21 protein-coding genes are annotated in these 22552 nt (G+C 45.2%); 6 read left to right on the top strand and 15 right to left on the bottom strand.

The annotated features are described in order from the left end of the window. Nucleotides 1-134: 134 nt before the first annotated feature. From hpsP to rsmD, 7 genes are all read right to left on the bottom strand, one after another. Nucleotides 135-1370 (bottom strand): hormogonium polysaccharide biosynthesis glycosyltransferase HpsP, encoded by a 1236-nt coding sequence (hpsP, locus tag IQ263_RS06440; protein ID WP_194066690.1) that lies wholly within the window; start codon nt 1368-1370, stop codon nt 135-137. A gap of 47 nt (nt 1371-1417) precedes the next feature. Beyond that, a complete protein-coding gene (locus tag IQ263_RS06435) occupies nt 1418-1597 on the bottom strand; it encodes a hypothetical protein (protein WP_194066689.1) in 180 nt (59 codons plus the stop codon). Then, complete coding sequence (locus IQ263_RS06430; protein ID WP_194066688.1) at nt 1594-1941, bottom strand: hypothetical protein; 348 nt, start codon at nt 1939-1941, stop codon at nt 1594-1596. Before IQ263_RS06430 ends, IQ263_RS06435 begins: the two co-directional genes overlap by 4 nt. A 357-nt stretch (nt 1942-2298) precedes the next feature. Next, the gene (hpsO, locus tag IQ263_RS06425) at nt 2299-3468 is read right to left on the bottom strand and encodes a hormogonium polysaccharide biosynthesis glycosyltransferase HpsO (RefSeq protein ID WP_194066687.1); all 1170 of its coding nucleotides are present in this window, start codon (nt 3466-3468) and stop codon (nt 2299-2301) included. Nucleotides 3469-3625: 157 nt separating this feature from the next. Next, complete coding sequence (gene hpsN, locus IQ263_RS06420) at nt 3626-4600, bottom strand: hormogonium polysaccharide biosynthesis glycosyltransferase HpsN (protein WP_194066686.1); 975 nt, start codon at nt 4598-4600, stop codon at nt 3626-3628. A gap of 410 nt (nt 4601-5010) precedes the next feature. Then, complete coding sequence (gene glmM, locus IQ263_RS06415) at nt 5011-6471, bottom strand: phosphoglucosamine mutase (protein ID WP_194066685.1); 1461 nt, start codon at nt 6469-6471, stop codon at nt 5011-5013. A 295-nt stretch (nt 6472-6766) separates the two neighbouring features. After that, a complete protein-coding gene (gene rsmD, locus IQ263_RS06410) occupies nt 6767-7309 on the bottom strand; it encodes a 16S rRNA (guanine(966)-N(2))-methyltransferase RsmD (RefSeq protein ID WP_194066684.1) in 543 nt (180 codons plus the stop codon). A gap of 838 nt (nt 7310-8147) precedes the next feature. Here rsmD and treZ point away from each other — a divergent pair. After that, nucleotides 8148-9971 carry a malto-oligosyltrehalose trehalohydrolase gene (treZ, locus tag IQ263_RS06405; protein WP_194066683.1) on the top strand — a complete coding sequence of 608 codons (1824 nt, stop codon included), beginning with the start codon at nt 8148-8150 and terminating at the stop codon, nt 9969-9971. 214 nt (nt 9972-10185) lie between these two features. Continuing rightward, on the top strand, nt 10186-12384 hold the full coding sequence (gene glgX, locus IQ263_RS06400; RefSeq protein ID WP_194066682.1) for a glycogen debranching protein GlgX: 2199 nt from the start codon (nt 10186-10188) through the stop codon (nt 12382-12384). 81 nt (nt 12385-12465) lie between these two features. Here the strand turns inward: glgX and hisH are convergent, their stop codons facing one another. Beyond that, nucleotides 12466-13101 carry an imidazole glycerol phosphate synthase subunit HisH gene (gene hisH, locus IQ263_RS06395; protein WP_194066681.1) on the bottom strand — a complete coding sequence of 212 codons (636 nt, stop codon included), beginning with the start codon at nt 13099-13101 and terminating at the stop codon, nt 12466-12468. Between the two features lie 461 nt (nt 13102-13562). Here hisH and IQ263_RS06390 point away from each other — a divergent pair, with 461 nt between their 5' ends. Next, nucleotides 13563-14126: a pyroglutamyl-peptidase I family protein gene (locus IQ263_RS06390; RefSeq protein WP_194066680.1), complete on the top strand. Its 564-nt coding sequence runs from the start codon at nt 13563-13565 to the stop codon at nt 14124-14126. A gap of 156 nt (nt 14127-14282) precedes the next feature. On the opposite strand, the gene IQ263_RS06385 is transcribed toward IQ263_RS06390, so the two are convergent. The 3 genes from IQ263_RS06385 to IQ263_RS06375 all read right to left on the bottom strand — a co-directional run bounded on the left by IQ263_RS06385 (nt 14283) and on the right by IQ263_RS06375 (nt 15998). After that, nucleotides 14283-14765, bottom strand: a complete 483-nt coding sequence (locus IQ263_RS06385; RefSeq protein WP_194066679.1) for a flavin reductase family protein — start codon at nt 14763-14765, stop codon at nt 14283-14285. 4 nt (nt 14766-14769) lie between these two features. Beyond that, nucleotides 14770-14916 carry a hypothetical protein gene (locus IQ263_RS06380; protein WP_194066678.1) on the bottom strand — a complete coding sequence of 49 codons (147 nt, stop codon included), beginning with the start codon at nt 14914-14916 and terminating at the stop codon, nt 14770-14772. A gap of 245 nt (nt 14917-15161) precedes the next feature. After that, nucleotides 15162-15998, bottom strand: a complete 837-nt coding sequence (locus tag IQ263_RS06375) for a dienelactone hydrolase family protein (RefSeq protein WP_194066677.1) — start codon at nt 15996-15998, stop codon at nt 15162-15164. On the opposite strand from IQ263_RS06375, the gene IQ263_RS06370 reads away from it, so the two are divergent. Beyond that, nucleotides 15997-16158, top strand: a complete 162-nt coding sequence (locus IQ263_RS06370) for a hypothetical protein (RefSeq protein ID WP_194066676.1) — start codon at nt 15997-15999, stop codon at nt 16156-16158. The two genes, IQ263_RS06375 and IQ263_RS06370, sit on opposite strands and share 2 nt — an antisense overlap. A gap of 171 nt (nt 16159-16329) precedes the next feature. Here IQ263_RS06370 and cobM read toward each other — a convergent pair whose 3' ends face one another. Both cobM and lgt read right to left on the bottom strand, forming a co-directional pair. Further along, the gene (gene cobM / locus IQ263_RS06365; protein WP_194066675.1) at nt 16330-17109 is read right to left on the bottom strand and encodes a precorrin-4 C(11)-methyltransferase; all 780 of its coding nucleotides are present in this window, start codon (nt 17107-17109) and stop codon (nt 16330-16332) included. Between the two features lie 120 nt (nt 17110-17229). Then, nucleotides 17230-18123 carry a prolipoprotein diacylglyceryl transferase gene (gene lgt, locus IQ263_RS06360; RefSeq protein WP_194066674.1) on the bottom strand — a complete coding sequence of 298 codons (894 nt, stop codon included), beginning with the start codon at nt 18121-18123 and terminating at the stop codon, nt 17230-17232. A gap of 343 nt (nt 18124-18466) precedes the next feature. On the opposite strand from lgt, the gene rlmN reads away from it, so the two are divergent. Further along, a complete protein-coding gene (rlmN, locus tag IQ263_RS06355; protein ID WP_228049837.1) occupies nt 18467-19576 on the top strand; it encodes a dual-specificity RNA methyltransferase RlmN in 1110 nt (369 codons plus the stop codon). Nucleotides 19577-19882: 306 nt separating this feature from the next. Continuing rightward, complete coding sequence (locus IQ263_RS06350) at nt 19883-20581, top strand: HAD family hydrolase (protein ID WP_194066673.1); 699 nt, start codon at nt 19883-19885, stop codon at nt 20579-20581. A gap of 191 nt (nt 20582-20772) precedes the next feature. Here the strand turns inward: IQ263_RS06350 and IQ263_RS06345 are convergent, their stop codons facing one another. After that, nucleotides 20773-21882: a class I SAM-dependent methyltransferase gene (locus IQ263_RS06345; RefSeq protein ID WP_339384779.1), complete on the bottom strand. Its 1110-nt coding sequence runs from the start codon at nt 21880-21882 to the stop codon at nt 20773-20775. Then, on the bottom strand, nt 21875-22549 hold the full coding sequence (purN, locus tag IQ263_RS06340) for a phosphoribosylglycinamide formyltransferase (RefSeq protein ID WP_194066672.1): 675 nt from the start codon (nt 22547-22549) through the stop codon (nt 21875-21877). The genes IQ263_RS06345 and purN overlap by 8 nt, the downstream gene beginning before the upstream one ends. Nucleotides 22550-22552: the final 3 nt, after the last annotated feature.

Genomic DNA, 22552 nt, shown 5'->3' with positions numbered 1-22552 from the left:
TGACTAATGACTAATGACTAATGACTTCTTCCCTCTTCCTTCTTCCTTCTTCCTTATTCCGACGGACATCGGACTTACATCCGTTACATCCGTTACATAATCCGCTGCCGAACTTCCTTCTTCCTTCTTCCTTCTTATATAGATGACAAAATGTGCTGGTAAGCATCGATGGTTTGTCGGGCGAGATTTTCCCAGTTATAATACTTTTTAGCATACTCCATGCCATTCAATCCCCTGCGCTGCCGTTCCTGTGGGTTCAGAAGTGCTGATTTAATTGAATTGGCGATCGCCCCTACATCCAAAGGAGCAACCCAGCCCGCCTCTGCTTGCTCGATGTCTTCGGAAATCTGTACGCGATCGGAAATAGCCACAGGTACACCAGCAGCCATCGCTTCTGCAACAGCAATGCCAAAGTTTTCGTAATAAGAAGGTAACACAAATAAGTCAGCCTTTCTCAACAGTGCAACTTTGGCATCACCGCTAACAAAACCCGTGATTGTGGTAAACTTTCCTAAACTTAAATTTTGTATTTGTTGTTTAATTCTTGTTTCATAATCTGCATCTTGGGGATTGGAACCTGCTAAAATAAAATTAAACTTTATGCCATCCGCTAAAATATTTTCTAGAGCAGGAATCAGCAAATCTAATCCTTTTTTGGGTTCGATTCGCGACATAAATAATACGACTGGTACTTGAATACTTCGCAATAAATCAGAATAAAAAGCTGCTTTCACCCCCAAGGGAATCACCAAATCTTGTGGAAAACATTTTTGTGAAATAGCAATATTATTTGCATTATTTTGTAACATAAAATCTTGTGACATAGCTATCTCACTTGGCCCGGTCAAACCAAATCTTTCTGAGATTGTCGCTTCTCGCTTGCTAGTGAAATGAATCGCAGCAGCACCTGCTAAATTAGGACGTTCTAAAAGTGCAGCATAAATCTTTTTTAAGCACTTTTTTTTCTCCAAATCTGCTGGATCGAGCATACCACAGGGACGAATAATATACGGTAACTGGCGATTTCTAGCAATTCTAGCAGCAAAAGTAGTTACTGGCGAGAACAAAGCGTGAATGTGGGCGAGATCAAATTGCCTTAAATTTTGATTGAACCACTGCAATAACGAGAGTGAAAACTTATATCTACGAAACGGATAACAGCGGAAATAAATAATCTGATAACCGTTTTGTTTGATTGGTTGATTTAAGGGCACATCTAAGGGAGATTGACCGATATCTCCATTAGAATCTGTGGTGATAATTGTGACATCAACGCCTTGGGAAGCTAGGGCGGCAGAAAGTTCCAATACCATGTGACTCGGGCCGCCGTAGACGAGGGAAATTGAGGGAATAATTTGGATAATTCGCATGGAGGATAGTTTTTTTAATCAATATACCAACCTCTCCAATGACAAATTTAATTATCTGGAAAAGGCTGGCCATTTAGCTGTTGTGCTTCCTCTCTTTTTGTTGCTTTAATTTGGGTATTGTGAGATATTTGCTTGGAAAATTCATACATTTCACTGGCTTTGGCTTCAGTGGCTTTGACAATTTCAAGAATTTCTAGGAGTAGGCTTTCATCGGGTAATTTTTTCATGGCAATGCCTCTAATTTTTCAATTACTTGTTCGATCATAATTTTAACTTCTGGAGCCATATGTAGCAAGGCTGCTAAATAATCTCCGGCTTTTTGAACATCTTCGTCGGGAACACCAGTCAGCAATATATTGCTCACAATGTTCTCTGCTTGTAAGCGAGTACCTGCTACGCAGAATTGAAAATTACTGATCGAAGAAAAGTATTGCATCAGTATTTCATTTTCAGGAAACAGAGACATTGCTGTTCTAAGTGCAAAAAGTCCCTGGGTTGCTTGGCGCTCGGTATCGTTCAGTACCTGGTAGAGTTCGTTAACCAAAGGTCGTATGTCGGAAGGAATAGACATTTACCACAGTTTTTATTTGACAATCATATTATACTGCTAATTAGAAGTCATTAGTCATTAGTCATTAGTCATTAGTCATTAGTTATTTGTTATTTGTTATTTGTTATTGGTCACAACTGGCAACTGACAACTGACAACTGACAACTGCTTTCCGTACAACGTCCAACGTCCAACGTCCAACGTCCAGCGTCCAACGTCATAAGTGCTGTCGCCTTCGAGCTTTCCGTAGAACGTCATCAGGAAGAAGGCTTGAGTTATCGTTGCTATAGCAGGAATAATACATATACATCTAGCTTCAGCGCGACTGGATCTGTATTTTACGTTTAATTAGGTGGATTTGCTTAAAAGTTACGATCGCTAGAAAAGTTCTTTGTAAAAATCTAATAACTGTTCAGCTAAGGCTTTATTTGTATAATGGCTCATCGCTCTATGATAACCCCGATCGCCCAAATCAGCAGCAAACTTCCGCCGCTCCATCAATTGCTGCAAACAATCTCGCAAAATCCCCGCATTTCCCTCCGGGAAGACTAACCCTGCAGATCCGATGACGTGGGGAATTTCCCCGCAATCGGAACCAATAACGGGAATTTTGCAAGCCATCGCTTCAATTAAAACATGGCCGAATTGTTCTTTCCAACCCACAGTAGTTAAAGTTTTGAATTTATAGCTCGTTTGCGATGGCAATACCAAACAGTTCATTAAGTTAATATAGGGGGGGATTCTTTCGTGAGAAACGCTTTCTACCCAGATTATGCGATCGCTGATTCCCCATTCTCTAGATTTTTTTGCGAGATACGCCTGCAATTTTCCTTGTCCTACTAACAGCCACTTCCAAGAGCTTTTTTTCAACCCTGCCAAGGCTTCAGCCAAAGTTAGCAGTCCTTTTTCTTCGACAAATCGCCCTACAAATCCTACCACAAAATCGGTCGGTTCAATGCCTAATTCTTTGGATAAATCAGCGTTTTTACCAGTCGGTAGAAATAAAGTTTCATCTACTCCGAGTTGCGGCATTACTTTCACCGCACCTTGATAGCCTCGATCGCGCAAAATTTTCGCTCCGTCTAGGTTCCCTGCAATAATTCCGTCGGTGTGATTGAGATTGTAATTTTCTAATAATGAAACGGGCCAGTTTAATTTATACGGCAGATTCCACCAGGTAAATAATATATTTTTTGCTTGCAATTTTAGCAATTTATTTAGTAAAATTAGCTGAGCGCAGGCTAGGGACTTTGAACCTTGTTCGACTTGGATAATCTGCGGTCTAAATTCTTGTAATATTTTAATTAAATCTGGGCCAAATGTTAGTAATCCTTGATTGTTTTGGCTGTAATTGGAGAGGGGAACTACTTTAAATGAACCTTGTTGACAGAATCCGGTTTTAATGATTTTATTTTGTAGGCCTCCAGGTTTCCAGAGTCGCGGCACTATAACTGTTACTTGAATATCGGGTTCTAGGTTGGCTAATATTTTGAATTTTTCGCGATTAATCTCAACTATATATGTGTGACTGGCGACCAGAATTCTCATTTATTGGGAATGGGGAATGGAGAATGGGGAATGGGGAATTGGGAATAATAATTACAGTCACGGACATAGAAACCGGGTTTTTTACGAAAATACTGCATTTGGGCCTTTCATACTGGTGAAAAACCCGGTTTCTGGGTTCCCATGCGTAAGTCATAAATTATTTAGCGTTAATGTTATCTTGATGGGTGTAAATTTGTCCGTCGTTCCAGAGGGACTGAATTAATGTCTTGATGGCGCTAATCAAGCCGAGGAGATAAAAAGTAAGTCTCAGGAATATTTTAAGAGGCGATCGGCTTTTATGGCAAGGCGGATTTCCCAAAACTTGGCAGTCAAAGAGTTTGGCGAAAAATTGCAGGCATTGAAAGGCTGTTAAATTTTTCAATCCCATGAGGAAGTGGTTGTGATAAAATGTGATTTGATATTCGATCGATCGCGTACTGACATCGTGACATCCGCCGCTCTCCTCCCCCAAGTGAACTAAACAGGCATCGGGATCGTACCAAATTTTCATGTTAGTCGATCGCAATCTCAAACAAAAATCCGACTCCTCTCGCACAGCACTCCCCGCAAACCGCTCATCAAAAGTCAAACCCCACTCAGCAAAAATCCGCCTGCGAAACGACATATTGCAGCCTCTAGCCGAGAGCACCTGCTGCGGTTGTACCGTATGCACCAAATCGATAAAATACCAAGCAACGGCTGCATCCATCGCTTCTGGAGGCAAATATTCGATCGCCAAACCGCTGATAGAATTATCCAGTTTCATTCTGTCAAAAACCCTGCCCGCCACACATCCCACATCAGGTTTTTGTAAATAATTGCCAGCGTGAGCCGCCAAAAAACCATCTGGCAATTGTACATCATCATCAATAAATAAAATAATTTCTCCAACTGCGCGCCGCACTCCATAATTTCGAGCACCTGGTAAACTCGCCCAATCTACCCGAAACCACCTAATTTTTCCCGCATTTGCCAATTCGTTTAAATAAACTTGAGTTTCCAATTCGTGGGTGCGAGTTTGATCGATTACCAGCACTTCAAAATTATCGTAATTTTGCCGGATAGCGTCAGCCAGTGTCTCTCGCAAAGGTTGCTCGCGATTGTAGGTAGGTATCACAACAGAAATCATCATGGCACTTGCCGCCAAAATATTCAATTTGAAACTTGAGATTTGAGATTTGAAGAAGAAGGAAGAAGGAAGAAGGAATATCAAAGCAGGATCAGAAATTAGTTTTAAACCAAGAGACTGAATCTCTATAATTTTCCCTCTTCCCTCGGACCTCTTCCCTCTTCCCTCTTCCCTCGGACTGATGATGTTGTACGGAAAGCTCGGAGGCGACAGCACTTATGACGTTGGACGCTGGACGTTGGACGTTGGACGTTGTACGGACAGCAGTTGTCAGTTGTCAGTTGTCAGTTGCCAGTTGTTACCAATAACAAATAACAAATAACAAATAACAAATAACTAATGACTAATGACTAATGACTAATGACTAATGACTAATGACTAATGACTAATGACTAATGACTAATGACTTCAGATCAAAGAGACTGGTATTTCTGAACTGCCAACACCAAATTATCAGTCCAGAAATTAGCCAATTCGGCGCTGGCAGCTTCTACCATAACTCGAATCAGGGGTTCGGTGCCAGAAGCGCGAACCAAAATTCGTCCCTGTTCTCCCATTGCAGTTTTAGCACGGGCGATCGCCCCTTGCAAAATTTCGCACTCGTGCCATTTTAGGCGTTTTTCCCGATCGTCCACCCGCACATTTACCAGCAACTGCGGATAAGTTTGGAAACTGCCGCTGACCAATTGCGCTAAAGATTCCCCGGATTGGCGCACCAGCGAAGCTATGTGCAAAGCTGTCAGCAAACCATCGCCACTAATACCAAAATGCGGACAAAGAATGTGTCCCGACTGTTCGCCGCCCAACATCGCACCGGTGCGCTGCATTTCAGCGTGAACGTGCTGATCTCCCACGTTCGTTCTAGTTAGTTTTCCTCCTAATTTTTCCCAAGCTCGCTCGAAGCCGAGGTTAGCCATTACAGTAGAAATAATTAAATTGGACGGTAACTGTTCGGAGGCGCGCAACTGTCGGCCCCACAGATAAAGAATGTAATCGCCGTCAATCGATCGACCTTTGTTGTCAACACCCAAAACTCGATCGGCATCGCCATCAAAAGCAAATCCCACATCGGCATTGTGTTCCAAAACCGCCGCTTGCAAACTTTCGAGATGAGTAGAACCGCAGTTAACATTAATGCGAGATCCATCAGGAGAGTCGTGCAAACAGATAACATCCGCCCCCATTTTCTCAAATACCGCCGGTGCCAAACCAGCCGCCGCCCCCCAAGCCAAATCCAAAACCACCCGCATTCCCGACAAATTCATCTCTTGCAGCGAATCAGAGAGAGAAGCAGCATAATCTTTCACCAACTCCTGGCGGTGGTAGTGGTGTCCCAAAGCAAAACTAGCAACCGGAACCTTAGCCCCCCGGATTCCCGCTTCGATTTGTTCCTGCAACTGTTGCGACAGCTTAGAGCCGTTTGAGCCAAAAAACTTAATCCCGTTATCTTCAGGGGGATTGTGAGAAGCCGAAATCATCACACCGCCGACAGACTCCGAAATGCTTGCCAGATAAGCAACGCAGGGAGTCGGACACAAGCCCAAATTCCACACTTCCAAACCGGCCGCTGTCAAACCCGCAGACAGCGCCATTGCCAGCATATCGCTAGAATTCCTGCTGTCTTGCCCCAAAATCACAGGGCCCTGGTTGGGGGCATTTTGGCGGAGAACTTGCCCCGCCCAGAAGCCAACTTGCAGCGCTAGGGATGCAGTCAGCAATTCTCCCACTTTCCCTCGAATGCCGTCTGTGCCGAAGAGTTTTGTATTTGGCAGCGGGGCGCTATCTCCCAGCAGAATCGTATCGCGTTTGACTGGGCTTGCTGAATTAACAGCCGGAAACTCGCTGCCGCGATGGCGCGAAGGTGTCTGAACCATATTCACTCCTTTAGGAATATTCACACTCACACTTTGCAGTTCATGTTACAACTGAAAGTCTTTATTTTCAGCGTAAACTCGATTTATTTCGGGGATTTATCAGGTAACGTACCCTGTCAACCTACGCACAAAGTTTAACTTTTCGGGAAAAATTTGTATCGGACTCAAGGGCTAAATTTTACGCTCTGCAGGCGCTTGCAGGATGGTTGAGACCGCTATTCGGGACGATCGCACTGCGCGATCGTTCGGATCTGGGCGGGATTTGATATTATGATGCTGATGCCGTTTGAGCTAGTCAGCCACTGCGGGCATAGAAAGTTAATGCTGTATTGCCGTAGATTTTTTGGCGGCAAATTTCTAGACCGGGAATCGGTTGTGTCGATCGCTCGGGGCTGTGTTCGATCGCAATTTCGCCATCAGGTGCTAGCATTTCTTGGCTGGCGAGCTTGTTTAACAGAGGTTCGTACAAGTCGCTGGCGTAGGGCGGATCGAAGTAAACGCGATCGAACTGCTGTCCTCCCAGCGCCCCCAATTTTGCCATCGCGTTTCCCCGCAGGATTTGGAATGTTTGGGAAGAGCCTGCTACTTTCTCCCAATTTTCATGAATAATCGCACAAGCTTTCGCCGACTGTTCGATGCCAGTAACACTAGCCGCCCCCCGACACAAAGCTTCTGCGCCCATCGAGCCGCTGCCGGTACAAATGTCAAGCCATCTGCAACCTGCGATCGTCCCCTGCCAAATATTAAACAAAGCTTCTCTGACTCGCGAAGGCGTAGGACGAGTGGCCAGTCCCGGCAGAGTTTTGATTTGGCGGTTGCCGCAGATTCTCAAGCTCATTTAACACCCAATTTGTCACAGTATTTTATAATTAATTTGATTCGCCAAACTAAGTTTGAATGCAAGGCTGCATCTCCGACTTAGCAGCATTTCTTTGAGTGCTTTGGCGAGTTCGCCCCGGCCCAAAATATCTGCATAAATTGGGGAATATCTCCCGAAAGCATTAAGAGTGCCAGCGTCTCGATCGCTAGCTGTACAATACTCGCGATCGCCCGAAACCGAGTCTGCGATCGATCGCAGACTCGGGGATGCCCTATAATATCAAATCCCGTAGCATCGGAATTATATAGTGCCGTCGCGCTGGCGATCGACTTCGCCAGCGCGACCTCACTATCAATGATTTAAATATGTGATTTCGATGCTACCTGAAACGATATAAAAGCTGGCTTAATCCTCCCTGACCGTCGGTAATTATAAAGGACGATCGCCATTTTGTCTGTCAAATATCATACATTTGGCAGATGCTCCTGTCGCTCAACCTAATGATGTATCCAACTAAAAAATAAAATAATGGCTGGAAAAAAGCTAATGTCCCATCTCAAATTTGCTGAAACTCGCTCTAATCAAGGGTTTGTTGAAGTGATAAAGATCTCTTGAGAGAGGGGATAATATCGACTATCGCTTGGCAAACAGCCAGCTTACTGTTATACTTCTGTCAAGCCAGCAGGGAATGTCTGAAAAATCGAAGCAAATTGGGATAGACAAGCCCGATGTTGAAACATACTTCGAGGATAAGGCCTGCAGCTGGCATCCAAAAAACGATCGAATAGTTGATAAAAAAAATAGAATCGTTAAGTTGGAGCAAAAATATGATGTTACATGGAATCAATCAGTAAATATGAGAATTGGCGCAACGTATCTGGGCAATAATCGCTGTGAATTTACGCTATGGGCACCCTTGTTACAAGATGTAGCAGTCCAAATCACAGCACCCGAACCACAACTCATTCCCCTGCAAAAAAAACGGAGAGGATATTGGCAAGTCACAGCAGAAGGAATATCTCCCGGTACGCTTTATACCTATCAACTCGATGGAAAGACGACCCTACCAGATCCAGCATCCTATAGTCAACCCCAAGGCGTTCACAACCCATCAGAAGTAGTTGACCAAAGCGCATTTGTTTGGAACGATGCCGACTGGCAAGGGATTGCTCTGGCAGACTATATTATGTACGAGGTACACGTAGGCGCGTTTACCGAAGAAGGAACATTCGAGGCAATGATTGACCGTCTCGATGACTTGAAAGAATTGGGAGTTAACGCGATCGAGATTATGCCCGTGGCGCAGTTTCCGGGCGATCGCAATTGGGGCTACGATGGCGTATATCCCTTCGCCGTTCAATCCTCCTACGGCGGCGTTAACGGCTTGAAAACCCTAGTCGATGCTTGCCACCAAAAAGGCTTAGCCGTTGTCCTAGATGTCGTCTACAATCACCTAGGCCCCGAAGGCAACTATACCTCGAATTTTGCCCCCTACTTTACCGATAAATATCGTACCCCTTGGGGAAACGCCCTCAACTTTGATGATGCTGGTAGCTATGGCGTTCGCAATTTCTTTATCGAAAATGCCCTCTACTGGTTTCGGGATTGTCACATTGATGCGCTGAGGTTAGATGCCATTCACGCGATTTACGACTTCTCCGCCAAGCACTTTTTAGCCGAGTTAGCCGAAAAAACCGGAGAATTGTCCCAACAGCAAGGGCGATCGTTTTACTTAATTGCTGAAAGCGACCTCAACGACGTTCGGATTATCAATCCTCCCAGCAAAGGTGGCTACGATATCAATGCCCAATGGTGCGATGATTTTCACCACTGTTTGCACAGCCTCATTACCAAGGAAGACCGAGGTTATTACCAAGATTTTCGCGAGTTCAGAACCTTAGTGAAAGTCTTGCAAGAAGGATTTGCTTATGCAGGAGAATATTCGGAATTTCGGCAGCGCTACCACGGCAGTCCGGCGGGCAATTTCGACCCAGATCAATTCGTCGTTTGTTGCCAAAATCATGACCAAGTGGGCAACAGAATGTTAGGCGAACGGCTAGCACATTTGGTCTCGTTTGAAGCACTAAAATTGGCAGCAGCTACGGTATTGCTTTCTCCTTACATTCCTTTATTATTTATGGGGGAAGAGTACGGTGAAGAAGCACCATTTCTGTATTTTGTCAGCCACGGCGATCCAGATTTAGTTGAGTCGGTGCGCCAGGGAAGAAAGGCCGAGTTCAAAGAATTTCACCACACAGGAGAACCGCCGGACGTACAAGACAAGACAACATTTTTGCAATCAAAGCTTAACTGGAAAAAACGGCGCGAAGGCAAGCATAAAGTGTTGTTAGAGTTGTATCGAACTCTGATTAAACTTCGCCAAGAAATTCCTGCCTTGAAGTGTCGCGATCGCCAAAGCATTGATATTAACAGTTTTGACGGTGAAAAAATCATTACCCTCATCAGAAGCGTTGACGACAGTGAAGTCTTAGCAATCTTTAATTTCAGCGATACCACACAAAAAACTAAACTTGTACTACCAGAAGGAAACTGGCAAAAAGTCTTAGACTCATCCGACCCTCAGTGGATGGGGGACGGTTCGACTTTGCCCGAAAAACTTACAGGCCAAGCCGAGGTCAGCCTTCGGCATCAAAGCTTTATTCTATATCAAGTTGAATAGTTTTCTCCTAAAAAGTCTGTAAACAGCAGGCATCTTGCCTACCATTGATATCATGTTCGATCGATCGCAATCAGCAAGGATCGCGCGTGCGGACGACCGTCCGCCCAAAAGCGGTTTTTGTGATGGTAATCGATCGTCCAGGATAGGAAAGGCTTTTTGCTACAAGTCTAATGATTGATTGTTCAACTTAAATAAAATTACCACTCTAGGTTCTATGGATTTAAAACTTTGGCCCGGTAAACCCTATCCCTTGGGTTCAACATGGGACGGTAAAGGCACTAATTTTGCCCTATTTTCCGAAAATGCCACAGCAGTCGAATTGTGCTTGTTCGACGAAAAAGGGTGGGAAACCCGAGTCCCGCTGACTGAAGTCTACAACTTCATTTGGCACTGCTACATTCCCGGCATCAAACCCGGTCAATTGTACGGGTTTCGCGTCCGCGGCCCCTACGAACCCTCAGCCGGACATCGGTTCAACCCCGCCAAACTGCTGATCGACCCCTACGCAAAAGCCATCGCCGGAGATGTGGATCACGGACGGGAACTCTTCGGCTATGACTGGGACGACGAAGCCGAAGACTTATCCTACAGCGCATTAGACGATTCTCATTTAATCCCCAAAGCCGTTGTCATCGATGAATCCTTCGACTGGGAAGGCGACACTCACCCACAACTGGCTTGGCACAAAACCATCATCTACGAGATGCACGTCAAAGGCTTTACCCAACTGCATCCCGACATTCCCGAACCCTTGCGGGGAACCTACGCCGGACTCGCCCATCCCGCCGCCATCGACCACCTGAAATCCTTGGGGATTACCGCCGTCGAACTCCTCCCCGTCCACCACTTCATCGGCTGTCCCGGATTTCTGGATGCCAAGGGACTGCGGAACTACTGGGGCTACGACTCGATTAACTATTTCGCACCTTACTCCAGCTACAGCGCCAGCGGCGACACCGGCGAACAGGTGAATGAATTTAAGGAAATGGTCAAAGCCCTGCACGCTGCGGGCATTGAGGTGATTCTCGATGTGGTCTACAACCACACCGGAGAGGGCAACCACATGGGCCCGACCATCTCGTTTCGAGGCATCGATAACGCCGTTTACTACCGCCTCGTGAAAGAGAATCCCCGCTACTACATGGATTACAGCGGCTGCGGCAACTCCCTCAACGTCTTCCATCCCCAAGTATTGAAGCTGATTATGGACAGCTTGCGGTATTGGGTGTTGGAGATGCACGTCGATGGGTTCCGCTTCGATTTGGCGACGGTTTTAGCGCGGGAAACCGATCGCGTCGATACTTTTGCTGCCTTTTTCGATATCATCCACCAAGACCCAGTTTTGTGCGATGTCAAGTTAATCGCCGAACCTTGGGACATCGGCGAAGGCGGCTATCAAGTCGGAAAATTCCCCTTGCTGTGGTCGGAGTGGAACGGTCGCTACCGCGATACCATGCGCGACTTTTGGCGGGGAACCGATGAAACTCTCTCTCAGTTTGCCTACAGCTTTACCGGAAGTTCCGATTTGTACGAAAGTAACGGACGGCGACCCCACGCCAGCATCAACTTTATCACTGCCCACGACGGGTTTACCCTGCACGATTTGGTCAGCTACAACCAAAAACACAACGAAGCTAACGGTGAAGACAGTCGCGACGGGGAAAACCACAATCAGTCTTGGAACTGCACGATGGTGGAATTCCCATATACTGAAGCGCTAGGAGAGGGAGAATATCCACCTCCGCCAGACCCCTGTGCTGGGGACGGGGAAACTGAGGATCCCGAAGTGCAGGCGTTGCGAGAACGCCAAAAGCGGAATTTTTTAACTTCGTTACTGCTGTCCCAAGGGGTGCCGATGCTGGTGGCGGGAGACGAAATGGGGCGAAGTCAAGGAGGCAATAACAACGCTTACTGTCAGGACAATGAAATCTCGTGGGTGGATTGGGGATTGCAGTTCAAAAACGCCGATCAACTCGAATTTACCCGCGAGTTAACCCGCTTGCGGCGCGAACATCCGGTATTCCGCCGGCGTAAGTGGTTCCAAGGGCGCGCCATTCACGGTTCTCAAGTTAGCGATATTGCTTGGTTTAACCCCGATGGCGGGGAAATGACTGACGAACAGTGGCAAGTGGGATATGCTAAGGCGATCGGCATTTTCCTCAACGGCGAACAACTTGCTACGCCAAATGCTCGCGGCGAACGGATTGTTGATGATAGTTTTCTGTTGTTTTTCAATGCTTATTGGGAGACGCTCGATTTTGTGATTCCCCCTCGCTTTCAAAGTTTGCAGTGGATTGCTGTGCTTGACACTGCTGAACCGAAATTTGTGGAATCTCAAGGGCGAATTTATGCAAAGGGAAAAGCTGTTCCGGTGACGGCGCGATCTGTGGTGATTTTAAAGTGTCTCAAATAAAATTGGCGATCGATCGCTAAACAGTAATAGCTGATTTATTAAAAACCCAGTTTCTTGAAGAAATCGGGTTTTTAATTGACTCTAAGTGGCTACTTTTGCTCTCACTTGACTCACAAAATTTGATAGCATTTGTAATCCCGTGCTTGAAGACTTTTCCGGGTGAAATTGTACGGCCATCAGATTGTCTTTAGCTATGGCAGCCGTCACCGTCTGACTTCCGTGCGTCACCACTGCAGCTTTGACTGTTGAGTCCACCGGATCGACATAATAGGAATGCACTAAATAAACCCAAGGTTGAGATGAAAGATTTTGCCACAGCGGCAAATTTGGCTGAGTGAATTCTAATTGATTCCATCCCATGTGCGGAATGGTTAACCCCGGTTCCGATCGAAATCGGCGCACTTTTCCGGCAATAATTCCCAATCCTGGTTCTGTACCTTCTTCGGAACTGTCAAACAGCATTTGCAAGCCCAAACAAATGCCTAAAAAAGGCTTTCCAGAGGCGATCGCATTTGTTATCGGTTCTATCAAATTGCGCGATCGCAAATTCTGCATTGCCGGGTCAAAGGAACCAACTCCCGGCAAAACCACCGCATCAGCCTGCTCGATTTCTACAGGAGAATCCGTAATTTTTGGCACTGCACCCACATTTTCCAAGCCTTTACAGACCGAGTGCAGATTGCCCATGTCATAGTCTACTACTGCGATGACAGACATTGACTTACTTGCCTTATATGATCAATTTTTAGTATTATTGCACAAAACGTCAGTAGTCAGTAGTCAGTAGTCAGTAGTCAGTAGTCATTAGTCAGTAGTCATTAGTCAGTAGTCAGTAGTCAGTAGTCAGTAGTCAGTAGTCAGTAGTCAGTAGTCAGTAGTCATTAGTCATTAGTCAGTAGTCAGTAGTCAGTAGTCAGTAGTCATTAGTCATTAGTCATTAGTTAACAGTTAACAGCCAACAGTCAACAGTTAACAGCCAACAGTTAACAGCCAACAGTTAACAGCCAACAGTCAACAGCCAACAGCCAACAGTCTGATGAATTTTCAATTCCTGATTCCCATATTCGAGAGTCGTAGGGACTGGTTCATCAGTATCTCTGCTGTAAAACCAGAGGATTTTTGACACTCGCCCCTACCCAGCGACAAGGTTTTCTGCACGTCAATTTACGAGAGATTATATGAATACCAAAATCCTGCTAACTTCATTCGACACTTGGCGATCGCATCAGCAATCAAATTCTTCTGACGATTTATTAGCTAACATTTCCCAAATTCAATCTTTGCCTGATTCTCTGACTTTTTTGAGAAAACTACCCGTAGATTCCCAGCTAGCAGCGAATTTGGCGATCGCCCAAATCAACCAACTCCAACCAGACATAATTATCTGCTGTGGCATGGCAGAAAGCAGGGAAAAATTAACCGTGGAATCCTGCGCTTGCTGTGATGCGGATATTTTGAAAACAACAGTTAATCTTGAACAGCTAGTCGCAGATTTAGCCGTCACAGAAATCAGTCACGAAGCCGGGAAATATGTTTGCGAAGACCTCTATTATGCGGTTTTAAAGCATATTTATGATTCTCAAATATCCACTCAATGTATTTTTGTCCACGTCCCGATTTTAACTCCCGACAACACCGACAAGATTGTTGTCGATTTTTTATCTATTGTGAATCGCTTAACAATGAACTATAGTATTTCTCAGAAAGATGAGGCGCTGTCGGGCCTAGGGCCTAGGGCCTAGGGCATACCTCACAACGCGATCGAGCCGCTATATCTAGCAACTAACAACCAACAACTAACAACTAACAACCAACAACTAACAACCAACAACCAACAACTAACAACTAACAACTAACAACTGACAATTGCCAATTGCCAATTGCCAATTGCTAAGTTTTTAGCCGCCGTAATTCCAACCAGTGCTTTCTAACAGCAACGGATCGCCTTCTCGGTGAACGCCGGCGGCCACCACTTCTCCGACATACACCGTGTGATCGCCATGTTTTACAGCGCCGACAACATTGCACTCAATGTAACCCAGAGAGTCGGAGATAATCGGACAACCAGTTTCTGCCCCGGCATAAAATTCTACATCCTCAAATTTATTGCCAACGCGGCGCTGTGGCTTGAAGAATTTCTGGGCTAACTCTTTTTGTCCTGCTTCTAGGAAACTCAACGCAAAGACTCCGCTGGCTTCAATCATGGCGTGGGATTTTGAGTCTTGCTTGACGCAGTTAACGACTAAGGGAGGGGTAAAGGAAGATTGCATCACCCAGCTAGCGGTGAAACCGTTGAGTTCCTCTCCCTCTTTGACGCCGCAAATGTACAATCCGTGGGGGATTTTCCGCAAGATGGTCTTTTTAGCTTGTTCGTCTAGCACGGGCTTACCTGTCGATCGATAATTCTACACAGCCCAGTTTACCAAGTTGCGCCCACAAACCCAACTGTCTTAAGGGCGATCGGGCTACACCGATATTGTTCAGATTGCCTGTCTGGCTGTTTTCGATCGCAAATATGCTGCTTCGGGCCACCTTTATTTTGTTAGAATTAAATTAAGGTATTTGTATTTTTTGACAACCAAGTATATACGAATATTTTTAGCGGCGGGTGGGAATTTTTTGGTTCAATGGAGAACAATTGTTGTTTTTGTGCTGGTATTTGGTATTTTTGCATGTAGCATGAAAGCTAAATCCCGTGAGGGATTGCAGGAAGAAATGGCTTTGAGCGAACTCTAGTTGCGAAGGTAAGAAACTCAAAACTTGCTCGCTCAAAACTCTTATGCTACCCCGTGCTTCTTAAACCAATTTTGCAGCTTTTGCCAAGCATCCTTGGCATCTTTTTCTCGGTAAGTGGGGCGATAGTCGGCATTAAAACCGTGCGGCGCATCTGCATAAACTACGATTTCGGAACCGCTGCTGCCGGTTTTGAGCAGTTGCTGCATTTTTTCGACTGTATCCAGGGGAATTGAGTCATCTTTGCCACCGTAAAGACCCAATACGGGCACTGTCAAAGTTGCTGCAAGGTCGATCGGATGTTTGGGAGTTAAAGCCGTTGAAGATCCAACCAAACGCCCGTACCAAGCAACTCCTGCTTTGACTTTTGGGTTGTGGGCCGCGTACATCCAAACAATTCGGCCTCCCCAGCAAAATCCTGTAATTCCCAACTTATTAATATTGCCTTTTCCTGACTTTTGTGCCCACTCTACGGTAGCATCTAAATCGGACATAACTTGAGCATCGGGAACTTTCGAGACAACTTTACTAATAATTTCTTGAATGTCGGTGATTTTAGAAACATCCCCTTGACGGGAAAACATTTCTGGGGCGATCGCCAAATAGCCTAATTTGGCAAAACGGCGGCAAATATCTTGAATGTATGCGTGAACTCCGAAGATTTCTTGAATTACTAAAATTACTGGAAAATCGCTTCCAGTAGCGGGCATTGCTCTGTAGGCTGGAATGAACTCGTCTTTCACGGGGATTTTCACTTCACCTGCTATTAAACCAGTTTTATCTGTGGTAATAGTTGCCGCAGCAATCGGATGAACTGCTAAGGCAAATCCGGCGGTTAATGCGGTGACAGTCATAAATTCTCTGCGAGTTAAATCTTTCATGGGTAATGGGGAATTGGGAATTGGGAATTGGGAATTGGGAATTGGGAATTGGGAATTGGGAATTGGGAATTGGGAATTGGGAATGGGGAATTGGGAATTGGGAATTGGGAATTGGGAATTGGGAATTGGGAATTGGGAATTGTCAATCACTAATGACTAATGACTAATGACTAATGACTAATGACTAATGACTAATGACTAATGACTAATGACTAATGACTAATGACTGCTGACTAATGACTAATGACTAATGACTAATGACTAATGACTAATGACTAATGACTAATGACTAATGACTGCTGACTAATGACTAATGACTAATGACTAATGACTACTGACGAAACAGCCGATCGTGCTCTGGATGGTACAAGCGCGATCGCCCTTGGGCCTCTTTTCCCAAAGCCGGACTAATTACATACATGGTCGTTCTAAACAAATTATGTTCGCGGGTAGCAAGCGCCATTTTGTCAAGGGGAACTAGGACAATTTTTTCATCCGGCCAGCCCAAGCGATAACAAATCGCCACTGGTAAATCCGATGGGTAATGTTCCATCAATTTAGATTGAGCTTGTTCGACATGGCGGGCGCTCAAATACAGACATAAACTCGCTTGATGGGCCGCTAAACTCGCCAATTCTTCGCGTGTTGGTACTTCAGTGCGGCCGGTAATTCGGGTCAAAATAATTGTCTGTACAATTCCGGGAACTGTCAACTCAATTTTAAGTTTCGCGGCGGCTAATTGGAAAGCGCTAATTCCTGGGATTACCTCAAAAGCAATTCCCGCCTCGGCCAAAGCTTGCATTTGTTCGCCCACAGCGCCGTAGAGACAGGGATCGCCGGAATGGAGGCGGACGAGGCTTTTCCCGGCGCGCACTCGCTCCACCATCAAAGGTACAATCTCTTCGAGAGTCTTATCCGCAGTTTGGATAATTTCAGCATCTGCGCGCACTCCCTGCAAAATTTGCTCTGGAACTAGGGAATCAGCAAATAATATCACATCGGCGACAGCCAGTAATTTTTGAGCCTTAACAGTCAACAAATCCGGGTCTCCCGGGCCTGCACCTACAATGTACACCCCTGAAAGGGGGTCTTCAATCTCTGTCAAACTCATGGCTGCTAAAAAATTTGCTAAATTTACCGACGCTTCCGGATGCACCGATTTTGGTTGGAAGTAAGGGATGGTAGATGCACCCTGGTTTTGAGCCCTAGAGACTAACCTCTCTGGGGTTTTTTATCGATCGCCCGGGGATTTGCGATCGATATTTGCCCGATCGCTATTGGGGGAGACAACATCGGGTAAAGGTCGATCGAGCAAATAAAGCCAAGCCAACCCGCCCAAACCTAACACAATCCCAGTCAAACTTACCATCTGTGCAGCCCTGAGTGGCCCGAACATCAAACTATCAGTTCGCAACCCTTCAATCCAGACTCTACCGGAACTGTAAGCTGCCAGGTAAACCAAAAACAAAGCACCTGTTTTCAACCTAATTTTTCCTTGCAAATCGCGGAAGAACAAAGTCAGCAGCAACCCAAATACTGTCAAATTCCACAGAGATTCGTAGAGAAATGTGGGGTGGAAGTATTCAAAATTAGCGTAGCCGATCGGGCGGCTGTTTGGCGGAATATAAAGTTTCCAAGGTAAATCCGTAGGGCCGCCAAAAGCTTCGGAATTAAAGAAATTTCCCCAGCGTCCGATCGCCTGACCGAGAATTACCGAAGGCGCGATTAAATCTGCCAATTGCCAAAAAGAAACTCGCTGGATTTTCGCAAAAATTAAAGCTGCGATCGTGCCGCCCAAAATCGCCCCGTGAATAGCAATTCCGCCTTTCCAAATCGCTATAATATCTTCAGGTCTTTGGGCATATTGCGGCCACTCAAAAGCCACGTAATAAATTCGAGCGCAGGGAATAGCGCCCAGAACCAGCCAAATTGCTAAATCGCCCAGCAATTCTGGGTTGACGCGGCGCTTTTCGGCCAAATATTGGGACAAACTGACCCCTATTAAGACGGCAGAAGCTATCAACAGCCCGTACCAACGGATAGCTAGGGGGCCTAGTTGAAAGATTATCGGGCCTGGGGATGTAAATTGAAACGCTAAGGGCAGCGCAAGAATATTTAGCACCATAAAAGTTGCATTAATTGTGATGGAAAGCAGTCAGATTGCATACCCTAAAATAAACTCTGGAGTTTATTTTAGGGGGCTGCGGTCATTTACACGCAATTTTTGGGGGATTTGGCCAAAAATTAACTGGATTCTTGATTGTGCAGATTTCTGTCTGGAGTTTTCTTTGTGAGTCCACAATAACAGCCCCCTAACCCCCTTTTTTAAAGGGGGGAACCGGATTATTCTTAAAGTCCCCCTTCTTAAGGGATTTAGAGGGATCGAGACTTCACATTTTTGAGGATTAACGGCAGTTTTGGTCGAGAAGTTTTACTATGGAGGGTGGCTTAAAATTTTCTGATGACCTATGCCTTCTACTTCCGTTTCTCAGGTGTACTCTTCTGGTAATTCCAAGGGTGCGAATCAGTCTCGCAAGACTGCTGCTTTGTCTGTTGAGTCTGGTAAAATTCCGCCGTTGTTGGGCGCGAGTTTGGCTGAGTTAACGGAGTGGGTGCAGCAAAACGGGCAACCCGCTTATCGCGGGAAGCAGTTGTACCAGTGGATTTATGAGAGAGGCGCGCGATCGCTCTCTGAGATTTCTGTATTCTCTAAACAGTGGCGCGAGACTGTTGCGAAAATTCCGATCGGGCGATCGACTATTCACTATCGATCGGTCGCACCAGACTCTACGGTAAAGTATCTTCTAAAATTAGCAGACGGTCAAATCATTGAAACAGTCGGCATTCCCACCGAAAAACGGCTGACAGTGTGCGTCTCAGCCCAAGTTGGCTGCGCGATGGGCTGCGACTTTTGCGCTACCGGAAAAGGCGGTTTCAAGCGCAATTTAGAAGTAAACGAAATCGTCGATCAAGTCTTGACAGTACAGCAAGATTTCGGCCGCCGAGTCAGCCACATCGTATTTATGGGAATGGGCGAACCCCTGCTGAATTTCGATAACGTTGTAGCTGCTGTCAAGTGTTTGAATCAAGACGTAGGAATTGGACAGCGGAACATCACCGTTTCCACAGTCGGAATCCGCAATCGCATCACCCAACTAGCCGAACATCAACTGCAAATTACCCTCGCCGTCAGCCTCCACGCTTCCAATCAAAGATTGCGCGAAGAGTTAATTCCTAGCGCCCGCCCTTATCCTTTGGGTGAGTTAATCGCAGAATGTCGGGAATATGTGCGATCGACTGGACGCAGATTAAGCTTTGAATACGTGCTCTTAGCAAACGTAAATGATTTACCAGAACACGCAGCCGAGTTAGCAAATCAGTTGCGCGGTTTTCAGTGTCACGTCAATTTGATTCCTTACAATCCGATTCAAGAAGCTGAATATCAGCGTCCGACTCCAAATCGAATCAACAATTTTGTTGCGGTTTTGAAGGAAAAGAAGATTGCAGTTAGCGTGCGATATTCTCGCGGCTTGGAAGCAGATGCAGCCTGCGGACAACTGCGGGCATCTGAGGTTTAGGATTGGATTTTTAACCGCTAAAATTTGTTGTAAGTAAGTCGGTGGGGAAAAACACAACTGTGTTAAGAAAGATAAATGAGGCTCAAACCCCAATCCCTCCTGCATTCTGTCTCCTGACTCCTGCCTCATCCCAACTACAAATATTTACGCCTTTCTACTTAGGGTGCGTCAGAATGCGTGATTTTATCAAAAATCGACAAGCTACAATCTGACGCACCTTATTACTAGCTATATCGATTAGGAACAGTTGTTGTTGGAGTTCGTATTATTTGGGAGAAATAATTAGGGTAGGAGAAATAATTAGCTATGATAAAATACGTCATTTTCGATCTAGATGATACACTTTGTGATTATCAGAAAGCTAAAAAAAACGCAATAAGTCTTGTTAATCGAGTTCTTGAACTATCGGGGATAGATGTTAACAAATTCTGGAATAGTTATAGCTTGATAGAACCTACATTGTTCCGACAATTTGTTAATGGAGTTATTTCAAGGGACGAGTATAGGTTGCGTCGGTATGCTGATGTTATACAAGGCGCTCACGAAAATCCTTTAGCGTTTTCTTCAGCACTAAATTCTATTTACATGAAAGAGGCTAATCACGAAATAACATTATTTGATGATGTGATTCCCTTACTAAAAACTTTAGAAGAAAAAGAAATTAATACTGCTATTCTTACAAATGGACCTTCGGACGGGCAAAGAGATAAAATCAAGGCATTAAAGCTAGCTCAATATATTAACAAAATTTATATTAGTGAAGAAATTGGCCTTTGCAAACCTAACTGTAAAGTTTTTGAATTTGTTATACATGATTTAAATATAGAACCATCACAGGTTTTAATGGTTGGTGACTCAATAGAAGATGATATTGAGGGAGCTGAGCAGCTTGGAATTAAAACAGTTTTAGTCGATCGAAAAGGCAAGTATTTTGACTATCAGAGCCGAATAATTTGTGATTTATCAAGTTTGAAAGAGCTGCTTGAGTGTCAAAAAAATGTTTAAATACAACCCACAATAAAACTAGGTATATTAGGAAAAATTGCCCTAGGGTGCGGAGCGAGTGCGTTATTTTATCAATCATCAAGCAGCCACAATTTAACGCACCTTAGCTAAAATTTGTCGTAGGGTGCGGAGCGAATACATTATTTTATCAATCATCGATCAACTACATTATGACGCACAATACTAACTCTCTACAAGCGTTTAACCAGTATCCACCGCAACTCTAACGGCGGTGTTTGTTGCACGGGAAATAAATCGCGCCCGCTGGCCCAACTCACAAACCAAGGTGTCGGCGGCCACGCAGAATCCGGCAAATGTTTTTGTTCGTATTCAATCACCGATTCATCAGAAATAATTGCTAACGGCAAACCCTCGATTGCTGCTTGCAATTCTTGCTTTGTGATGAGATAAGACCAACACAATTCAGACATTTGTTTGGCCATCTCGTCGGGTTCGTAGCCATCTACTGCTAAGAAAGCACTGAATAAGATAAACCCGCCACTTAAAACAGCATCGGACATTTTGCCGAGGAATAAGCGGACTTGTTCGGGGTAGCGGAAGTGGGAGAGAACTTCGGTAGCAATGGCTAATTTGTACCGATAGGTTTTCATCCTCAATAATGGGTCTAAAACGTCGCCTTGGGTGACATTTATTGGCAAGTTTTCGGCGGTGGCTGCGGATGATAGTTTTTCGGCAAATATCGGTGTTAGCTCGATCGCATCCACGGCATGACCTAACCTTGCTAAAGGCAAACTATTGCGCCCTGGGCCGGCACCGACATCTAAAATAGGTGCTTTACTTGGTTCTCCTAATTCGGTAGCAATGGCGATGACTTTGGCATCGGGATGGCTACCAAATAAAGGTTCGGGGCGAATATCCGGCCAGCTATGATATTTCTCGGCCATTGATTCGATTTGAATCTTGGTATTCAGAGTAATGCCGTCGGCTAAACCGGTTTGGGAATTGGCGGGAAAGTATGAAACTATTAGATTAGCGTGGGGAGAATTTTTGAATCCTTCTGCTAAGGCGTTGGCGATTAATATTCGCAAGTTTTCGGATTGGGCAGCATCAAGGTTTTGCCCGAGGATGATTAAGAAGTCTGAGAGTAATTTTAGATAGTCGTCTAGCATCGATGGCAAGCAAGGCAGATAAAATTCTCCCTTGATGCCGATGTTTTTTTTGAGCCTGTCTTTCAGTATTAATTGCAAGCGATTGCAGTCGGTCAGCGGCGGCCTTATTTCGGGCGAGTCGCTGACTGGTAATTCCGGGACAGATGCGGAACTGGTGAGGTTTTTAGTCACAATGTTTTTGATGGGATTCGGCAATAAGGGCGATCGCCCCTACCATAATCTTGTGTTCTTGTACCTGAATCCTGGCGTGCAGCGTTTCTGCCGTATCGTCAGGTAATACAGGCACTGCAGCCTGCATTAAAATCGGCCCGCTATCTACCTCCAAACGGGCGATATGCACCGTACATCCGGTGATTTTAACCTTGGCTGCGAGTGCTTGTTCGACAGCGCGAATTCCTGTGAAACTCGGCAGCAAACTGGGGTGAATGTTAATAACTTTGTCGGGAAAAGCATCGAGCAAAACTTTGGTGACGATACGCATCCAACCCGCCATCACTACCCATTCTACATCATGAGCTTGAAAAGTTTTAACAATTTTTGTATCTAATTCTTCGCGGCTTTTGCAATCGCGGTGATTGAGCAAAATCGAAGGAATGCCGTATTTTTCGGCTCGCGTTGCGGCTTTGGCTTCGGGGTTGTTGTAAATTAATACTGGAATTTGAACATTAAGTTCTTGGTTTTGGATGGCTTGGGCAATTACCTCGAAGTTGCTGCCGCTTCCTGATGCTAGAATTCCTATTTTTAATGGCTTACTAATAGAAGCATTTTTTTCGACTTGGGCGGCAGGAATTGGGGGAACAATCAAACAATCTATAGAGTTGGTATTTGGTGCGATCATAAA

It is taken from the genome of Tychonema sp. LEGE 06208 (genome assembly GCF_015207505.1).
In the GTDB taxonomy this organism is placed as follows: Bacteria; Cyanobacteriota; Cyanobacteriia; order Cyanobacteriales; family Microcoleaceae; genus Microcoleus.
The sequence above is the reverse complement of the archived record's forward strand: the minus strand, read 5'-3'. Positions and strand labels throughout refer to the sequence as shown.

Bases quoted from the DNA above. Each gene is read 5' to 3' on its own strand.
- hpsP (WP_194066690.1), bottom strand. From the start codon at position 1,370: ATGCGAATTATCCAAATTATTCCCTCAATTTCCCTCGTCTACGGCGGC.
- IQ263_RS06435 (WP_194066689.1), bottom strand. From the start codon at position 1,597: ATGAAAAAATTACCCGATGAAAGCCTACTCCTAGAAATTCTTGAAATT.
- IQ263_RS06430 (WP_194066688.1), bottom strand. From the start codon at position 1,941: ATGTCTATTCCTTCCGACATACGACCTTTGGTTAACGAACTCTACCAG.
- hpsO (WP_194066687.1), bottom strand. From the start codon at position 3,468: ATGAGAATTCTGGTCGCCAGTCACACATATATAGTTGAGATTAATCGC.
- hpsN (WP_194066686.1), bottom strand. From the start codon at position 4,600: ATGATGATTTCTGTTGTGATACCTACCTACAATCGCGAGCAACCTTTG.
- glmM (WP_194066685.1), bottom strand. From the start codon at position 6,471: ATGGTTCAGACACCTTCGCGCCATCGCGGCAGCGAGTTTCCGGCTGTT.
- rsmD (WP_194066684.1), bottom strand. From the start codon at position 7,309: ATGAGCTTGAGAATCTGCGGCAACCGCCAAATCAAAACTCTGCCGGGA.
- treZ (WP_194066683.1), top strand. From the start codon at position 8,148: ATGAGAATTGGCGCAACGTATCTGGGCAATAATCGCTGTGAATTTACG.
- glgX (WP_194066682.1), top strand. From the start codon at position 10,186: ATGGATTTAAAACTTTGGCCCGGTAAACCCTATCCCTTGGGTTCAACA.
- hisH (WP_194066681.1), bottom strand. From the start codon at position 13,101: ATGTCTGTCATCGCAGTAGTAGACTATGACATGGGCAATCTGCACTCG.
- IQ263_RS06390 (WP_194066680.1), top strand. From the start codon at position 13,563: ATGAATACCAAAATCCTGCTAACTTCATTCGACACTTGGCGATCGCAT.
- IQ263_RS06370 (WP_194066676.1), top strand. From the start codon at position 15,997: ATGGGTAATGGGGAATTGGGAATTGGGAATTGGGAATTGGGAATTGGG.
- IQ263_RS06375 (WP_194066677.1), bottom strand. From the start codon at position 15,998: ATGAAAGATTTAACTCGCAGAGAATTTATGACTGTCACCGCATTAACC.
- cobM (WP_194066675.1), bottom strand. From the start codon at position 17,109: ATGAGTTTGACAGAGATTGAAGACCCCCTTTCAGGGGTGTACATTGTA.
- lgt (WP_194066674.1), bottom strand. From the start codon at position 18,123: ATGGTGCTAAATATTCTTGCGCTGCCCTTAGCGTTTCAATTTACATCC.
- rlmN (WP_228049837.1), top strand. From the start codon at position 18,467: ATGCCTTCTACTTCCGTTTCTCAGGTGTACTCTTCTGGTAATTCCAAG.
- IQ263_RS06350 (WP_194066673.1), top strand. From the start codon at position 19,883: ATGATAAAATACGTCATTTTCGATCTAGATGATACACTTTGTGATTAT.
- purN (WP_194066672.1), bottom strand. From the start codon at position 22,549: ATGATCGCACCAAATACCAACTCTATAGATTGTTTGATTGTTCCCCCA.